The 18,057-nt window shown below is 44.2% G+C and carries 14 protein-coding genes; 5 read left to right on the forward strand and 9 right to left on the reverse strand.

Annotation, left to right across the window (positions count from 1 at the left end; all coding sequences use genetic code 11):
• Both K1X61_16290 and msrA read left to right on the forward strand, forming a co-directional pair.
• A partial coding sequence (locus tag K1X61_16290; GenBank protein ID MBX7110212.1) for a T9SS type A sorting domain-containing protein occupies positions 1-940 on the forward strand: 940 nt, incomplete at its 5' end.
• Between the two features lie 222 nt (positions 941-1,162).
• Positions 1,163-1,813: a peptide-methionine (S)-S-oxide reductase MsrA gene (msrA, locus tag K1X61_16295; GenBank protein ID MBX7110213.1), complete on the forward strand. Its 651-nt coding sequence runs from the start codon at positions 1,163-1,165 to the stop codon at positions 1,811-1,813.
• A 56-nt stretch (positions 1,814-1,869) separates the two neighbouring features.
• Here the strand turns inward: msrA and K1X61_16300 are convergent, their stop codons facing one another.
• Positions 1,870-2,382, reverse strand: coding sequence for an FKBP-type peptidyl-prolyl cis-trans isomerase (locus tag K1X61_16300; protein ID MBX7110214.1), 513 nt, complete (start codon positions 2,380-2,382; stop codon positions 1,870-1,872).
• 249 nt (positions 2,383-2,631) lie between these two features.
• Between K1X61_16300 and K1X61_16305 the strand changes: the two genes are divergently transcribed.
• Positions 2,632-3,492, forward strand: coding sequence for a DUF2911 domain-containing protein (locus K1X61_16305; protein MBX7110215.1), 861 nt, complete (start codon positions 2,632-2,634; stop codon positions 3,490-3,492).
• A gap of 220 nt (positions 3,493-3,712) precedes the next feature.
• On the opposite strand, the gene rfaD is transcribed toward K1X61_16305, so the two are convergent.
• From rfaD to K1X61_16340, 7 genes are all read right to left on the reverse strand, one after another.
• Complete coding sequence (gene rfaD / locus K1X61_16310) at positions 3,713-4,678, reverse strand: ADP-glyceromanno-heptose 6-epimerase (GenBank protein MBX7110216.1); 966 nt, start codon at positions 4,676-4,678, stop codon at positions 3,713-3,715.
• 179 nt (positions 4,679-4,857) lie between these two features.
• Positions 4,858-5,955: a redox-regulated ATPase YchF gene (ychF, locus tag K1X61_16315; protein ID MBX7110217.1), complete on the reverse strand. Its 1,098-nt coding sequence runs from the start codon at positions 5,953-5,955 to the stop codon at positions 4,858-4,860.
• A 402-nt stretch (positions 5,956-6,357) separates the two neighbouring features.
• Positions 6,358-8,607 (reverse strand): hypothetical protein, encoded by a 2,250-nt coding sequence (locus tag K1X61_16320; GenBank protein ID MBX7110218.1) that lies wholly within the window; start codon positions 8,605-8,607, stop codon positions 6,358-6,360.
• Positions 8,608-8,616: 9 nt separating this feature from the next.
• Entirely contained in the window at positions 8,617-9,153 is a 537-nt protein-coding gene (locus tag K1X61_16325) for a sigma-70 family RNA polymerase sigma factor (GenBank protein MBX7110219.1), read from the reverse strand.
• Between the two features lie 53 nt (positions 9,154-9,206).
• A complete protein-coding gene (locus K1X61_16330; GenBank protein ID MBX7110220.1) occupies positions 9,207-10,019 on the reverse strand; it encodes a DUF2807 domain-containing protein in 813 nt (270 codons plus the stop codon).
• Between the two features lie 519 nt (positions 10,020-10,538).
• Complete coding sequence (locus K1X61_16335; protein ID MBX7110221.1) at positions 10,539-13,181, reverse strand: hypothetical protein; 2,643 nt, start codon at positions 13,179-13,181, stop codon at positions 10,539-10,541.
• A gap of 144 nt (positions 13,182-13,325) precedes the next feature.
• On the reverse strand, positions 13,326-14,117 hold the full coding sequence (locus K1X61_16340) for a DUF3108 domain-containing protein (GenBank protein ID MBX7110222.1): 792 nt from the start codon (positions 14,115-14,117) through the stop codon (positions 13,326-13,328).
• Between the two features lie 212 nt (positions 14,118-14,329).
• On the opposite strand from K1X61_16340, the gene ruvC reads away from it, so the two are divergent.
• A complete protein-coding gene (gene ruvC, locus K1X61_16345) occupies positions 14,330-14,914 on the forward strand; it encodes a crossover junction endodeoxyribonuclease RuvC (GenBank protein ID MBX7110223.1) in 585 nt (194 codons plus the stop codon).
• 16 nt (positions 14,915-14,930) lie between these two features.
• On the opposite strand, the gene K1X61_16350 is transcribed toward ruvC, so the two are convergent.
• Positions 14,931-16,046 (reverse strand): acyl-CoA desaturase, encoded by a 1,116-nt coding sequence (locus K1X61_16350; GenBank protein MBX7110224.1) that lies wholly within the window; start codon positions 16,044-16,046, stop codon positions 14,931-14,933.
• Positions 16,047-16,285: 239 nt separating this feature from the next.
• Here K1X61_16350 and K1X61_16355 point away from each other — a divergent pair, with 239 nt between their 5' ends.
• Complete coding sequence (locus K1X61_16355) at positions 16,286-17,884, forward strand: T9SS type A sorting domain-containing protein (protein MBX7110225.1); 1,599 nt, start codon at positions 16,286-16,288, stop codon at positions 17,882-17,884.
• Positions 17,885-18,057 lie beyond the last annotated feature (173 nt).

Raw genomic sequence — 18,057 nt, forward strand, 5'->3', positions numbered from 1 at the left:
AGGCGATGTAGTTTCCTGGCACTGGTACATCAATAATGATTTGTTCAGTGATAGCGGGCCGGAAACCGATGTCATAGTAGATGAACCCGGTGAGTATCAGATCTGCCTGGTGATTGAAACGGCTGCAGGTTGCGTTGATACGTTTTGTCACGGCGTGATGGTGGAAGCGCCTCAGGGTGATTGCGAAGCGCATTTCACCTGGAATGTGGAAGGCTACACCATATTCCTCAATGGTAGTTCTTCCGCCGGAGGCGATGTAGTTTCCTGGCACTGGTACATCAATAATGATTTGTTCAGTGATAGCGGGCCGGAAACCGATGTCATAGTAGATGAACCCGGTGAGTATCAGATCTGCCTGGTGATTGAAACGGCTGCAGGTTGCGTTGATACGTTTTGTCACGGCGTGATGGTGGAAGCGCCTCAGGGTGATTGCGAAGCGCATTTCACCTGGAATGTGGAAGGCTACACTATATTCCTCAATGGTAGTTCTTCCGCCGGAGGCGATGTAGTTTCCTGGCACTGGTACATCAACAATGATTTGTTCAGTGATAGCGGGCCGGAAACCGATGCAGTGGTAGATGAACCCGGTGAATATCAAATCTGCCTGGTGATTGAAACCAATGCAGGCTGTGCAGATACAAGCTGCTATCAGGTAATCATTGAAGGGCTATTGAACCAGCAAAATAATTTAAAAATTTTACCTCCCGGAGAAGATGAATCATTAAACCTGATAGTTACGGCAGCGGTAACCGGTTCCATTCAAATTTCAATATTTGAAATGACTGGCAGGCAAATATTTACACACCAGGAAAGTGTACAATCAGGCACGATGCAATACGTAATACCCTTCAATAAACGTCTTTCGACCGGCATCTACCTGATCAGTGTGCAATTTAATGATAGCGCTGTCATTACCGGCAAATTCGCTTTTTTAAATTAACAAGATATTGCAGTACTACAACAGTCATTTATTGCCGATTTTGTTAATGAATTCCCTTCCGGTTAAATATTTTTGGCAGCCCGTGAACTGATAAGGTTCAACGACTGTTCCAATCTCATTCATCAAACATGCCAACTGCATCCGTTGCCAGCTGCAATTCGTAAATCATACTAAAATCACATTAAGCCAGCTATGCGCTACATTATTCCCTTCCTGCTGCTCATGATCAGTTTAACATCATGCGCGCAAAAAAACAATGGTAGCAGTTCATCAACCGAAACTGCCAGCATTTCAAGAAGCATAGGCGATTCTTTGCTTGAAAAATACCACCGCGCAACATTTGCCGCGGGTTGTTTCTGGTGCGTGGAAGGTGTGTTTGAAAGTGTAAACGGCGTGACGGAAGCTGTTTCAGGATATGCGGGAGGCACGGAAAAAAATCCAACCTATGAAGAAGTAGGGAGCGGAAGAACGGGTCATGCTGAGTCAGTTACTGTCTACTATGATTCAGCCATTGTTGACTACCCCACTTTGCTGAAGGTGTTCTTTGCATCACAGGATCCAACGCAGGTAAACGGGCAGGGGCCTGATCATGGGACGCAATACCGTTCGATTGTATTTTATGGTAACAATGAAGAGAAAAAACTTGCTGAAGATTACATCAGCATGCTGAATGCGTCAGGCAAGTATGCCGCACCTGTTGCGACACAGGTGGTACCATTTACAGTCTTCTATACCGCGGAGGAATACCATCAGAATTATATACAGCTGAATCCAACGAATCCTTACGTTGAGCATGAATCGATACCACGCATCAAACGCTTTCAGCAGCAATATCCTGCCTTACTGAAACCGGAGCGATCGCTGATAAAATAAAAGGGGTAATCTATTCACGGTGATTTGCCGGTCTTATTAGAATTTCATATTACGGGTTAATGATGATGTCCACCCGGACCATGTACATGGCCGTGTTGCAATTCTTCCAGCGTAGCGAGACGTACGGCTACCACCTCACCCGTAAAATGCAGCTCCTTATCGGAGAGAGGGTGGTTAAAATCCATGATCACCTGATCCTCGGTAACCTCCTTTACCCTGCCCTGATATTTGTTACCGGCATTGTCTGACATAGGCAATACATTACCGACTTTCAACAAAGAGGCATCCGGCTTACCGGATTCATCCACGAAGACGGAAATAGGAACCGGCACAATATTCTGCGCATCACTCAAACCATATCCCTTATCCGCACTGATTCTGAAATCAAAAGTGTCGCCAATCGTTTTTCCCGATAAATTACTTTCAAAATCAGGCAATAGCTGCCCTGCCCCAAAAATAAATACAAAAGGATTTTCCGGTGCCGTTTTCTCCACTTCCACTTCATTACCATTTTCATTTACGGTGAGCCGGTAATTCAGGGTAACCACTGTTCGGTTTTCGATTATCATGATGAGTGTTTATATGTGAAAAAGTGGCACAAACTACTACATTAGTTGTAAAAGTAAGCCATGTCTGGAAGGTGAATTGAAAATCATGCTCAATAATTACTCGCTAATAAATTACCATCCGGCAGATTATGATTCTGCTCCATCGAAATCTATTGAATGCCATATGCATACACTGTATTAACGTCGAAAATGACAACGCACAAGCCTATTCTCAGACAGGTAGATTATATTTGCATAAAAGCAATCCCCATGAGAAAAACCATTTCTTTACTACTGGTTCTTGTAACTGTAATATCAGCCGGTTCAGGCGTCGTGGCACAGCCGCTGAACATACCTGCACCAAGTCCGACCGTTACGGTGACGCAGAATTTCGCAACATCATTCATCAGCCTCGTTTACAGCAGGCCAGGTGTAAAAGGCAGAACCATCTATGGCGATCTTGTCCCTTACGACAAACTATGGCGCACAGGTGCCAATGCATCCACCAAAATTGCATTTGGTGAAGATGTAAAGGTAGAAGGTAAGGATGTGCCTGCAGGGAAGTACGGATTATACACCATTCCCGGCAAGGATGAATGGGTAATCATTCTTTCCAAAGATACCACACTGTGGGGCAGCGATGGCTACAAAGCTGAAAATGACCTGGTAAGGTTTACCGTTAAGTCATACAAGTTATCACACGATGTTGAAACATTTACAATAGATATAAATGACATAAAGCCAAATTCCTGCAGCCTCACATTATATTGGGAAAAAACCGGAGTTACCTTCAACGTTACTGCTGATATCGATACCAAGATAATGAAGCAGATTGATGAAGCCATGAAGGGTGAGAAGCCACCATACTGGCAGGCTGCGAATTACTATTTTGAAAATGGGAAAGACATCAATCAGGCCTATATATGGGTGAACAAAGCTATTGATGCCCGGCCGGAAGCCTACTGGATGATGACTGGCAAAGCAAAGATAGAATTGCAGATGGGAAAATATGATGCGGCTGTAGCTACAGGCACGCAGGCAATGGAACTTGCGAAGAAAGAAAATGATACCAGCTATATTCAGCAGAATGAGAAAACCATCGCGGAAGCAAAGAGCAAGATGAAAAAATAGTTCCCGACTTACATAGCAGCAAAGGCGGTTCCGGCGGGGCCGCCTTTTTTTATTGGAAGCTATCTCAAGACAGGCAATCAATGCGGTCATGCCGAATTTATACCGGCATCTGTCAATGAATTGAAGAGATCTTGATCCCAATCAATTGGCACAGGATGACTCCGTGTATTTTGAGATAGTTTCAAATCATTAACCTGTTATTCAGCTTCCGTAATAACAATTACCATATTTTGTTTTTCAGCAGGTAATGCTGTACATAATCGCGGATGCCTTCCTCGAGCGAATGAAACGGCGCAGTATAACCGGCACCATATAGCTTGCTCATATCTGCTTCTGTAAAGTACTGGTACTTTTCACGGATGTCAGAAGGGATTTCAATCCATTCAATCGCAGGGCTTTTTTCCATAGCCGCAAAAGTACTGTTCGCCAGGTCGAGGAACGTACGGGCTTTCCCGGTGCCTAAATTGTAAATACCGGAAGCCGTTTGTTGCTTATAGAAAAACAATAACACATCAGTTACATCCTTCACGTAAATAAAATCGCGTCGCTGTTTGCCATCCTCATATTCGGGTCGATGCGAGCGAAACAACCTGATGCTGCCGTTTTCCATCGCCTGTTTAAAGCCATGAAAAACCACTGAAGCCATACGGGACTTATGATATTCGTTCGGACCATAGACATTAAAAAACTTTAATCCGCACCAGAATGGAGGTGTATCCTTTTGTCCGAGCACCCATTTGTCAAACTCATTTTTTGAAATGCCGTAAGGATTGAGTGGTTTCAACCGGGAAATAATTGCATGATCGTCTTTATAACCAAGTTCACCAGCGCCATAAGTGGCAGCGGATGAAGCATAGATTAATGGAATGCCGTACTGCACACATCGCTTCCATATTGCTTTCGAATAATTGAGGTTGAGATCATCAAAAATATGCGTGTTGAATTCCGTTGTATCGGTGCGTGCGCCAAGGTGAAAGATAAATTCGATGGACTCATGCTGCAGATCAAGCCAATCAATAAACTCATCGCGGCTGATGATATTGAGAAACCGTTTGTTCTCATAATTCCTTTTCTTGCTTTCCTTTGAAAAATCATCAACCAATCCAAGATCGTAGATTTTTTCTTCATTAAGCCTTGCAACAAGGCATGAACCGATAAAGCCTGCAGCGCCGGTGATGATGATCATGCGGGTAGTTTTAAGGGTTGATGTTTCAGTTATAAAGCGTTTAATGCATTCATGAAAGACATCGCTTGCATCGGCAATCTACATCTGCATGCTATGCCTATCGATATGTACTTATTGCCTGCTGAAAGGAATAACATTTTGACATTTCAATCAACCCATAATATCCGCCATTCAACCTTTCAGACATTGAAAAGAAAATGCATCACATCTCCGTCAGCCACAATGTATTCCTTTCCTTCCACACGCAATCTGCCGACTTCACGGCATTTCGCTTCACTGCCGTATTTTATGAAATCATCATAGGCAATTACTTCAGCACGTATAAATCCTTTTTCAAAATCGGAGTGAATGACACCCGCAGCCTGGGGAGCAGACATGCCACTCCTGATAGTCCAGGCACGCACTTCCTGAACACCCGCCGTAAAATAAGTCCGTAGTTTTAGCAGATGATATGCTCCGTGTATCAGTTTTTCGACGCCTGACTCTTCCAGTCCAAGGTCATGCAAAAAGGCCTTACGGTCCTCAAAACTTTCTAACTGTGCGATATCGGCTTCAATAGCTGCACTGATAAATAATATTTCCGCATCCTCATCTTGTACTGCCGCCTTTAATTGCTCCGTATATTTATTGCCTGCCGTCACAGCCGATTCGTCCACGTTGCAGACATATAACACCGGTTTCGCCGTGAGCAAAAACATATCGGCAACAGCAGCTATATCTTCCGGGCTGAGCGAAATACTGCGTGCTGACTTTCCGCTTTCCAGGTGTGATTTATAGGACTGCAATGTTTCCATCACCCGTTTCGCATCGCGGTCACCGGTGCGGGAAACTTTTTCCTGCTTGGCGATCCGCTTTTCCACCGTCTCCAGGTCTTTCAGCTGCAGTTCCGTATCAATAATCTCCTTATCACGCACGGGATTCACCGATCCATCCACATGAATTACATTGTCATCATCAAAGCAGCGGATAACATGTATGATAGCATCCGTACTCCTGATGTTACCCAAAAACTGGTTTCCTAACCCCTCCCCTTTACTTGCGCCTTTCACAAGCCCTGCTATGTCAACAATCTCCACGGTCGTGGGCACAATCTTTTTGGGATTCACCAGCTTCGCCAATGCCGTCAGCCGCTGATCAGGCACCGTAATGACACCGATATTTGGTTCAATCGTACAGAACGGGAAATTTGCTGCCTGGGCTTTTGCATTGGATAGCGCATTGAATAAGGTTGACTTGCCTACGTTGGGTAATCCAACAATTCCTCCCTGTAATCCCATATGGCAGTTTTATTTTGAGGCGCAAATATAATCGTTTCACAGTGTGTGGTTGAAAAGATGTACCCCAGATGATAGTTCCGAACGCCGATGCATTATGGCATTCGTTAAACGGTTCCGGGAATATACCCCAAGCGCTATTCCAACCAGTCAGCGCTTTATCATTTGCCGGAAAAGCTTTTGAAGAATATACACTTGCTGAAAAAAACGGGACATGATAAAAACAGATAACCTGATGAAAGATCCTTTACAAAGAATGCGGCATTATCAATGATAAATTGCATGCATCTGCCAAAACAACGGGTTGCACCACCTGCTTCTGTAGCAGCATTTTGGTTGTTGAAACTTTTGCAACAGCCCAAGCCGGATTGCAGTATACTGAATTCCTGTTCCGCATCGTATTGTTTAAAACAGCCGGACACCTGCCACAAAGCCCGGTGCTATGCGAATGGTATTATCCTGGTTTATGCTTTCGTAGAAATAATTTGGCAAGAATGGTTCATAATGATTATCCTGTATACTCACGTTTAAAGTCGGGCCGGCAAATACACTGAAATATTTGCTGAAAGTATAACCACCCATTACACGGAAAGTATTGACCAGATTGATTCGCTCGAAACTGATATAGCTGCGATGCATTGACCAGGCCATGCCATCAATATCCACAAAGAATTTTTTAACCGGAATATGACCACCAATGCCCGCGCCAAAACCAAAGGGTAAATCAGCATTAAATGGCGAAATTCCATAGGCATAAATATTATAGATATTCCTTGTTCCCACCCTGATGCCACCATTAAATGTCAGGAAATCACTGCTCCACGCATTCACATCAAAAATTCCGTCAGCACTCACGCTGATTAATCCGATGGCCGGACCATCAATTGAATCAGAAACATTGATAAGGCCAATCTGAAATCCGCTGATCTTCTTTCCGTAATTTATCAGTCCAATCTGACCGCCCTTCAGATTGTTGGCAATATTAAAAATACCGCCAATCTGGCCGCCACTGTTTTTCCCCAATGCAATATTACCGATACCGGCGATCTGCCACGAAGCCGACTTTCCTGAAGAACTCTCAATATTTACTATACCCGCCACCTGCGCCCCGTTTAATGAATCAGCAGCAAGATTGGCAATACCGGCTGCCTGGAATCCTGTAACATATGATCTGCTGATATTAGTGATGCCGCCGAACTGCGCACCACTCACCGAAGCTCCGATATTCGCCAGCCCGCCAAATTGCGCCCCCTTTACATCACCGCCAGCATAATTGCCAAGGCCACCAAATTGTGCGCCCTTTAAATTGCCTCCGATATGGTTGCCAAGGCCCGCGAATTGTGCGCCGGTTGCATAGCCCTTCAATCCATTGATCAATCCGCCGAATTCAGCACCTTCCAATGCACCATTATATCCTTGCAGAATGTTCAACGATATGTAGTGCTTGTATTTGTATCCGTCAATGCCGTTGCTGCTCATCGGTGTGATGAATGAAACCTGCGCATAACGCTGAATGTAGAGTGAATCATCGCTTAACCCGCCGGAATTATTCCCGGATGAAAATGTACTATCCGTTGTAAGGTGGCGTGCAGCATGTTGCTTATCGGAAGAATCTTTTCCGAAATTCAACCAGCCGGAATGCCCGGCATCGTCTGCCGTTTTATTACTGCTGTCACGGCGAAAGGGATTTAACTTCAGCAGGGAAAAGGTAACGGAATTGTTAACTGTATTTCCTTCCGGCTTGTTTTTGCCTTCAACTTTTTTCTCATCTGCAGATGGAACGCCCGAAGATATTGCCGGAGCAGATAGCAAAGCAGCACCGGCAATAACTTCCGGATTCAGCTTATCTTCCTGCAACTCGGTTTCCGTAAGGGAAGACGGAGAAAATGACTCCTCCACATTTACCACAGTTTCGTTCATTACCGGACCAATCGTCACGGTATGACTCTCCGCTATTGCAGTATCCATCCTGTCGTTTTGCAATGCATCCTTTAGGCCATCGGACATGACCATTGCATCTTTGGCCACTGTAACAGCAGAAGTAACTATTATTTCCTCTTTTTCAATTACAGCGTCGTTAGCTGATTCAGCCGGTGCTTTGACTGCAAAGGTTTTTTCTTCCATCTTTAAAGAAGCATTCTTATCAGGTGCATTACGTTTAGCCGGTGTTGCGGAGGCCAGCACTGTTTTTTCGTTTGCATTGTTAGTTGTACGTTCCGCAGTGGCTTGCGCAGCATCGCTCTGATTTTGAATTGCCGCATTGTTAAAATCCTTTTTCTCAGCATCAGCGGCCTTACGTTCTGCTTCGTGTAATATACCGGTGACTTCCTTTCCTTGCGAAGGAGCATATGCTTCGTCTGTTGGATTAGACTGTGAAAATTCTTGTGCTTTTATTTCAGAAACATAATCAACTGCATCAACGGCTGTTGTTTGCACTTCCTGTACATTCATACTATACCAAAGCGCTGAAGTAATAATTGCGCCGGTGAATAATCCTCCTCCAAACATAGTCCACTTTTTTTGAATAAATTGTTTAAACCAATTCGGTTTAGGCGCAGTTGCATAGGCCGCCATCAACTGATCGAAGTTTTTATGGCGATTAATGGCATCGTCGCTTAGCGGCACATACTCAGTTTTAAATTTGATCTTTCTCATGGCCGTGAATTAAACTGCTACCGATATTGAATTCCTGACACGTTCCAGGATACGGTGCACCTTTACCTTGGCATTGGATTCCGTTATTCCTTTGATCTCGCCGATTTCTTTGAAGGAACGCCTTTCAAAGAATCGCATTTCAATCATTTCTAAATCTGCTGCATTGAGTTTTTTTATGGCGGTGAACAGGGCCTCTCTTTTTGCCATCTCCAGGTGCCCCAAATCTTCATCCAGCATTTCATTCACCCCTTCATTATCGATGCTCACAATCCTGAATTTTTGCTGATCCCTGAAATGCTGCATCACTTCATTGCCGGCAATACGATACAGCCATGCTGAGAATGGTATGCCACGGTACACGTAGCGGTCAATACCCTGCAATGCCTTCAGGAATACCTGTTGTGCAATGTCTGCCGATAAGTCTTCATCATCCGTCCGGCGGTAGATAAAGAGAAAGATCTCCTTATAATGCCGCTCATAGAAATACCTGAAGTGCTTCGGGTCTTTCTTCGCAGCCTCAATCTTTGACTGTTCCTCTGAAATCACGACAGGAGATATGATTAGGGAGAGTGGAATAATCGGAAGGGAAACAGTGAATATCAGTTAACATGAACTACTGAACCGCTTCCGCCTATTGTCACATCCAATTGTGGGTTACCCATGTACATCAGGCTGCCGCTGCCGCTGATGGTTCCCTGTAACAGGGTTGACACATTTACTTGCCCAAGGCCTGAACCGCTGATGGTGAAATGACAGACTTCCACCGGATAATCATACGCCATAATCGCTCCTGAACCGGATACAGTCAGGTTCAATGTGCTTTGTAATCCGGTATCCGAGGCATTGCCTCTGCCAATCATGGTAATATTTCCGGAACCCGAAACAACGGCATTCGCAGTTCTCGATTCGCCGAGGTAATCAACCTTTCCTGAACCGCTGACGGTGAGTTGAATATTGTCAGTGAATAGCGTGTCAAGCGACTGCATATATCCTGATCCGCTCACTACCAGGGATAAGGAATTGGAAGTAATATTTCCTGTAAGCACAGCAAGGCCTGAACCGCTAAGGTCGAGTTGAGTGAGTGTAGGCAAGGTGACATAGACCTTTATCGGATCATGCTTATTGATGCAATGCTTCGACCAGATCTGCAATTCATCACCATCAATTTCCGTAACCACTTCTTCAAGCAGGTTCTGTTGTGCTTCAATTTTCACTTCATATTCAGTTCCCTGGCTCACATATACTTCTGCCTCCATTTCATTGTCAATACGGGTAAAGCCGGTAATATTTCTGAATTCAGTCTGAATGGCACCGTCACCGTTTTTACAGGGCCATCCGTCCTTCTTGCAAGACGAAAATGTTATCAGAATCATGCCAATCAGTACAACTAAACCAAGATTATAAGTTCTCATTTTCCTATTTTTTTAAGTTAGAACGCAGAAACAACGAAAGGTTACAGGCAACACAAAAAAAATATGCTGAAAAATGTGGAAAGCCCCAAAAAAAAGCAGGAACAACCTGTTTTGAGCGAAAAGAAGGTGAAAACAATTGATTTCAGCTGTTTTGCGGAAATTCAGGTAAACCGACTTAAATGGTTTTATAGCTTGTGCAAGCGTGAAATACTGATGATGCCTTGTTCTATCCACTTTCTGCTGAATCTTTCTGCAAAATTACGTTGAAAAATACGGGATGACGCATCAAGTGGCAGCATAGCGATACGATCAAGGATGAAATTGTCAATGCGTCCTAATGCATTTCGACCCATCGGAATAGTGGTATATTATTATCAGGAAAGTAAGTCTTATCAGGCTTCCGGATATAAAATTAGAACGTCATTTTCCTGCTACTCCATTACAATCCGATGGCGGTTGCAAACAAGAGGCAGGCGTTCATCAAAGTGTAATAATAAAATTGAATACGCAGAGTTGGGTTCAGCGGAAAAAGGCAAGCTTCTGTACCGAAAAGTTTTCACCGGATTTCATGCACAGGAAATAAATTCCATCAGTTATTTCCGCAGAAGGATTCCAATGGATTGTATGCATTCCAGCTGCCATGTTCTTTTCATCCATTAAAGTCTGAATGCGGTTACCCGCCTGATCAGTGATATAAATTGCAGCAGGTGCAGTTACCGGAAATGTAAATTGGATCGTTGCACCATTGGCGGAAACAGGGTTTGGAAAAAAATGCAATGTCTGCCGGCTGACAAACGGATGGCCGGTACCAACAGACTGCATTGCATCGATGCCTGAATTCTTCCAAAGGCCGCCGGCCACACTTCCCGCCCATATCGTCTGGCCACTCGGATCATTCGGATCAATCATTATTGCTCTTGTTCTTCCACCCACATCCAATGGGCCTCTTTCATTCCAGCTTATCGCAAAATCCTGACCATCCATCGGAACAGTTCCGGCAAACATCCCGCGTCCATGTGTAGCCGCCACCAGCACATGATCTGATGCGCGATAGAACAGCATATTCACCCTTACATTGGCAAGGCCGGTATTCATCGGTGTCCAGCTGGTGTTGGCGCCACTCAGGTTATTGGTATAAAAAACACCGAGCTCTGTGGCGATATAGCATACTTCCGGATGCAAAGGATGCGGGAAGATCCAGTTGACGGGCAGGTTTGGCAAATCACCGTCATGTGCCGTCCATTGAACCTGTGGCGCCGTGGCATTCTTTGTTTCCCAAATATTATTTATTCCATAATTTGAAAAAATGGCAAATACATGATTAACATCTATAGGATCAACATAAATACAGGAGCAATATACAGGATTGAATATCGAACCGGAAGGCAGTAAATTTTGCGGGTCACAATCAATCCATGCATGATTGGCAGTGGTAGTGTCTGCATGTTCAATCCGGTAAATATTTCCTCCGCTTGCTTTACCGATGAAAACAGTTCCTGCCTGGCTTTTTGAAATTCCGATTGCCGTGATCGCACCAATACTCTTGGATGCACGCTCCCAGCTTGAATCGCCTGCAACAGATGCATTCTTGAGGCGCCACAAACCTTTGTTGGTCGACGCCATGTAAAGCAGTTCAGGATCATTAGGATCAAGCGCTATGGGATTAATAAACTGCACATCAGCATCAGTAAGATAAGCATTCGTGATCGTGTCAGGGATGCTGTATCCTCCGGTTGTTGTCCTGAAAATGCCATTCGAGTTTTTTGTGGTATAAATAATTTCAGGGTGTTCATAGTTGATGGCACAAAAGCCCCCGTCATATCCTGAAAGTGTTTTATGCGGACTGACACCAACATATTGCAGCTGATTGCTTCCGTTGTCCTGCGTTCCGCCGACAATAGTCAGGTTTCCGGCATTGGGATGTATATCTCCGGCATAATACTGTGTTACACGATACCCAAGATTCCGTTCATATATATCAGGATAATCGTCCTGGAAATTTCCCGACTTCCAGACACCACCATCGTTTCCGAAATAGATGGTATCGGAATTTCTGAAAACAATGGCATGCTGATCCACATGCATATATTGGTATGCTGTTGAATCAGGATTTCCATGTGCCAGCTGAAACCAGGTGTTGCCTCCATCCTTTGACCGCCACTGTTGCCATCCTCCCGCCACAATCGTATTTTCATCATTCGGGTCAACGGCCAGCACTAAATCATACCATGCTTGCTTTTTAGCAAAAGTTAAGTCACCGCCCGGATCAGGAAGCGCGAACCAGTTATCGCCTTTATCAATTGTTTTATAAAATCCCGCAATACCGTAGTTGGAACTGTTGCAGGCCACCGCATAGGCAACACTGTCGTTGGACGGCGCAGTTGCCAGTTCAACCCTGAAAATTCCTGAGGTCGGGAAGCCATTGGTTTGTTTTACCCACGTTCCCGAGTCGCCGGTCTCGGAATAATAAATAGCGCCTGACTGAAAGATACCGGTAGTTGCAAAAATGCCACCAGCTGCTGTAAACTCAACATCGCAGATACTGTTGTTTTGTGAACCCTGAACATGCAGCACCTGCCTGAACGTAGCGCCACCGTCCTGTGATCGCATGAGTCCCGAAGATGAAGTAGCTACATAGACATCAGCAGTCAGCGGATGAACATCAATATCCTGGCAATAGCTGAAGAGTATTGTATCCGTTGCAGGAAGCTGATACCATGTTGCGCCTGCATCATTCGATTTCCAGACACCGGCACCAACGGCAGCATCTGCATTATACCATCCTTCACCGGTACAGAAATAGAATGTTTGCGGATGTTGCGGATCATAAGTGATTTTTGTAATGGCGATGGAAGAAAAAAAATCGTTGACGAGTTCCCAGCCGGTGCCTCGTGTTGTTGCCTGCGAAGAAAATACCGGTGAGGCAATTTTCCCCATCGCCACAAGCTGCTTATAAGCATTCCATACTGCATGTGAAGGGATGGTGCCGGTTGCAGGATCAGCATACCGGTTTTGCTCCCATTGCATTCTTATCAGTGGTGATTCCTCACCTTCCCAATCATTTTCATGGTCCATCCGTTTTTGTGGAAACAGCATGATGGCCGTAATTAACAAGCCAGCAGCCGTCAGGAAAGAAAAAAGCGGTGCGTTAATATTTCTCATGCCGGTTGTGTAAACTTTCTAAAAATAGAAAAACATTCCAACAGATGGAGCAATACAATGATAGTTATTACAAGAGGATGCTTAGGCAGATGATGAATCAGAAAACTAATTTCGGTTTTGCGCTGGCGCGGAACGCCCCTGTGCTTAATTCAGTTTTGAAGAAACGGGATTACGAAGCCCTGAGTATTTATATAATTCGGCATAAACCGAGCCTACAATGATCGGTGATTCAACACGCACAGGAATTTTGTTATTATCGTCGGTCACCCACACTTTCATCTCTTCCCCGCCTTTAAATATGGTGCCTTCAATCAGCAGCGGACTGAACTTGATACAATTGTATTTCCCGTTCCTGGTAGTCACGATTTCCTTACCGAGGTACCGAATGTACACCGGATAAAGTACATCATCAAGAAACAAGGTTACCGGAATGGTGTCATTTTTTCTGTACTTCGAGAAGTCAATGTTGCGTGCGAAATAGATCGCGGAAAGCACATCCTGCACGCAGTCCGGAATCATAAAGGTGCCTTTGGTGGAAACAGCTTCCTTTTCACTATGCCGGAAAACGACGTTCTGATTTATGGTATAACCTCCTTCATTCACATTCCTGATAAAACGTAATGGTTTCAGTGTCTGCATATCTATATAGGATTCATACGTATCGCGTACTTTATAAAACATATCATAGGATTTATACGTGCTTCCGTAACCAACCATATGATAACATGGCTTATTGTTGAAAAAACCTTCATTTACCTTAAAGGAGACTTCACCTGCATTCAGCCAGAGCGAATTCCAGTTATAGGATACTTTATAATAGACCTGCTCACCGATACTGAAGGCGGTGTTCCTGACAGTGCATGTATTTTCATTTTGCGCCGATGCACATGTCAGGGCCAGTAGAAAAAGGAGTACGGGCAAAATCAGTTTTTTCATCTAATAAGCTGCTGCTTGAAACAGTATTGTGCTAAGATAAAAAATGTACCAAACATGAATGGAGCTGAACATATTGTTTGGAACAATGGAATCCATAAAAGGTTTTACAACCAATCAATGCTGACGGCAATACTGCGAGTCATGCAATTTCTGCTGAAGAAATGTAACTTGCTTTTTCAAACCACATACATATCAGCAATATCTCAAAGACAATAAAAAAGAAAGATACGGGAACAAAGAACGTGATCCTGGGGGTGGATCCGGGCACCAATATTCTCGGGTACAGCGTTTTGGAAGTTTACCGGAACGAAATGAAACTTATTGAAATTGACGTATTGCGGATGGATAAGGCAGCGGATCATTATCAGAAGCTGAAAGGAATATTTGATGGAATCAGCCAGGTGATAAGGAAGTTCAGACCAACGGAGATGGCAATTGAATCACCATTTTTCGGAAAAAATGTGCAATCAATGCTGAAACTTGGCAGAGCCCAGGGTGTCGCCATTACGCTGGCTTTAACGGAAGGTGTTCCTGTTACTGAATATTCTCCCAGGAAGATAAAACAATCGATTACCGGAAACGGCAATGCATCGAAGGAGCAAGTAGCGGCAATCCTATCCAGGCTGCTCCAATTCGACCATCAGTATCTCCTGCTCGATGCCACGGATGCTTTAGCGGTTGCAGTGTGTCATCATTTTCAAAACAAAACCCCTCAGGCAACCGGGGAAAAGGTGACTGGCTGGAAACAATTTTTGCAGCAAAATCCCGGACGTATACAAAATAAAAAAGCCCTGTAGCCAGGGCTTTGCATGCTTAACTTGCCTGTGCAAGATGTTGTTGCACCGGCGCAGGAGGGTGTCCTAATTGCTTAAGATAATTGTAGTGCGACCGAATTGCTCCACCGAGTTTTTCATGATAGTGATAAGGCACATTGAATTGTTCAGCCGTGCTCTTCAGAATCTTGCTGATGGCAGGATAATGAATGCTGCAGATACGCGGAAACAAATGATGTTCCACCTGGAAATTTAAACCGCCAACGTACCAGTTGATGAAACGGTTTCCCATCGCAAAATTGCTGGTCGTACGCATTTGATGTACTGCCCAGGAATCTTCCATAATGCCTTCGGCATCCGTCTTAATATGTTCCGTTCCTTCTACGGTGTGGGCCAACTGGAAAACAATACCAAGAATAGTTCCTGCAACCATGTGTACCGTCAAAAAACCAATAAGAAACTGCCACCATGTAATGTCCATTACCATTAACGGAATTACGATTGTGTAGCAATAGTAAATGGCCTTAAAAATGAATAATGAAATAATTTCTCCGGCAGGATGCTTCTTATTTTTATACGGACCAATGTCCTGCTGAGAAAGCTTTTTGTAGTCTTTCAGGAAAACCCAGAAAACAGTAGCTAATGAATATGCGGGGAAGGCAAGGATGTGCTGAAAACGGTGGATGGGCCGGTACTCCTTGTGTTTCGACAAACGGATAAAAGGCGCCAGTTCAAGGTCTTCATCATATTCATGAATATTGGTATAAGTATGGTGCACCACATTGTGGGTGATGCTCCACACATAACGGCTTCCGCCGATCAGATTCATGGTGAGCCCCAGCAGATAATTAACGCGTGCGTTTGATGAATAAGCGCCATGTATGCTGTCATGCGCAACAGAAAATCCCAGCCCCGCGATACCCATTCCCATCAGAATACAAAGCAGAAACATAGCCCACATTGGTAAAAAGTCGGCTATGATCAGCCCGTACGCACCATAGGTCACAGTAAACATCACAATTGTTTTAATCACCATCTGTGCGTTGGCATGTGTTGACATGCCCTGCTCCTGGAAATACTTATTAACCCGTGACTTAACTTCTGAATAGAAACGGTCTCCAGAACTCTGAGGAAAACTTAATTTTGCTAATGACAAGTTGAGGATCGTTTACAGGTGAAAAGAATGGCCCGCAAGGTAGTCAAAAAAAGTCACAAAATTCAGGATACCGCGAATATGGCTGAATAACGATTCTATCTTTGAATCAGCCGTAGCTATGCTATAAAAACAACATCTCAAAGGGGCGTTGTTTTATAATGTTTTAACAAAAGGTTTATTCTCTTAGCATTACACCCAATTTTTCGAATTTGCACTCCAGATGCGTATAAATCTAAAGTATGCAACAAAAGCTACACCGGTACTATCTTATTATTTGTCTTGCACAACTACACTATGCGGCCACCGCACAACAAGGACCATTGCCACCTTTCACCATTGAACTACAAGAGGTGGTGGCGCCGCAGTTGCCGGGCCTCCATTCTTTTGCCAAAGCACAGTCAGGCGATAAATGGCTGATAGTAACAGGGCGTACCGATGGGCTGCACAGCTTTTTCCCCAATTCCGCTTTTTCGCCTACGGAAGCAAACCAGTCGCTTTTTGTAATTGATACAGACGATTGGGAGGTTTGGTCGGCCCCCTTATCATTGCTGCCTTATGCGATCCGCACTTCTTTATCAGCCACCAACACCGAATTTATTCAATCCGGCAGCCAGCTATATATTATTGGCGGTTATGGCAATGACTCACTCACTGATGCGAAAATCACATTTCCGACAATTACTGCATTGCAAACGGATGCCGTGATTAATGAAATTGTTGCCGGCAGCAATAACCTTGCGCCCTATATCAGGCAGGCAGTTTACAACGATTTAGCCGTTACCGGCGGCGCGTTGCAAAAATCAGGAAGCACTTACTTCCTCGTTGGCGGCCACAACTTTTCAGGGCTTTATACCAAGTTGACTTCCTCATTCTTCCTGCAGCAATATACCAACAGTATCAGCCGGTTTGAGTTAGAAGACGATGGAGACAATCTTACCATCAACAATTTTGCTGCGCAAACTGATACTGACAATTTTCACCGGCGTGATCTCAATGCTGCCCCCTTAATAAATGCCGATGGAAGTGAATCTTTCGGACTTTATGGAGGAGTATTCCGATATGATAAAAATCTGCCTTACACGCATCCGGTTTATTTTGATGAAAGCGGCGCAGTAACCGACTTTAGCTTTGAACAAAAAATGAGCCAGTACACCTGCCCTGTAGTTACGTGCTATGATTCGGTGAGCCATACTATGTATACCACCTTTTTCGGGGGCATCAGTTTATATGATTGTAATGACACTACCAATCTGTTAACCGAAGACACACTTGTACCTTTTATCAATGACATTACAACACTTACACGTTCAGAAGATGGCAGCACAACGGAGTCTGTGTTACCGGTAAAATTTCCAGGACTTTACGGAGCCAATGCCGAGTTCTTTCCTGCCATGAACAATGTCACCTATCCTAACGGCGTGTTGAAACTGAATACTTTCACCGGCAAGCAACTGATTGGATACATCTACGGTGGTATCAGTACCAACAATGCGAATGAAGGTTATTCATTGGCCAGCAACCTGCTTTTCCGCGTATTCTTAACCAGAACCATTGCCACGCATGACATATCACCAACGGCAACAGATAATTTCAGTATTTTTCCTAATCCTACCGGTGGCTATTTACAAATCAGCTTTTCATTGGATCAAGCTCAGCATGTCAGCATAAGACTGATGAATTTATATGGAGCGGAAGCAGCACGTCCGGCTGAAGGCACTTTTCCTGCCGGAAACCACCGGCTTGCTTTTAATACGCTGCAACTTGCTGCGGGATTGTACACCATCCGTTTTATTAGCGATGACAAGAATACTGCCGGAACGCTGATGATTATGAAGTGATTCTATGAAGCTAAGCAGTGTTGTGATGATTATACAAAATCTTCACCGGGTATTCCCGAAAATGTTTTTAGATCTATACTACACATGAGCAAATTATGATACGGATGCTTTTTTGCAGTTCAATATTATTGTGTGGCAATAATGAATGGGGTTTCCTTTGTTGCTGGACATAC

It is taken from the genome of Chitinophagales bacterium (assembly GCA_019694975.1).
Classification (GTDB): Bacteria; Bacteroidota; Bacteroidia; order Chitinophagales; family UBA10324; genus JACCZZ01.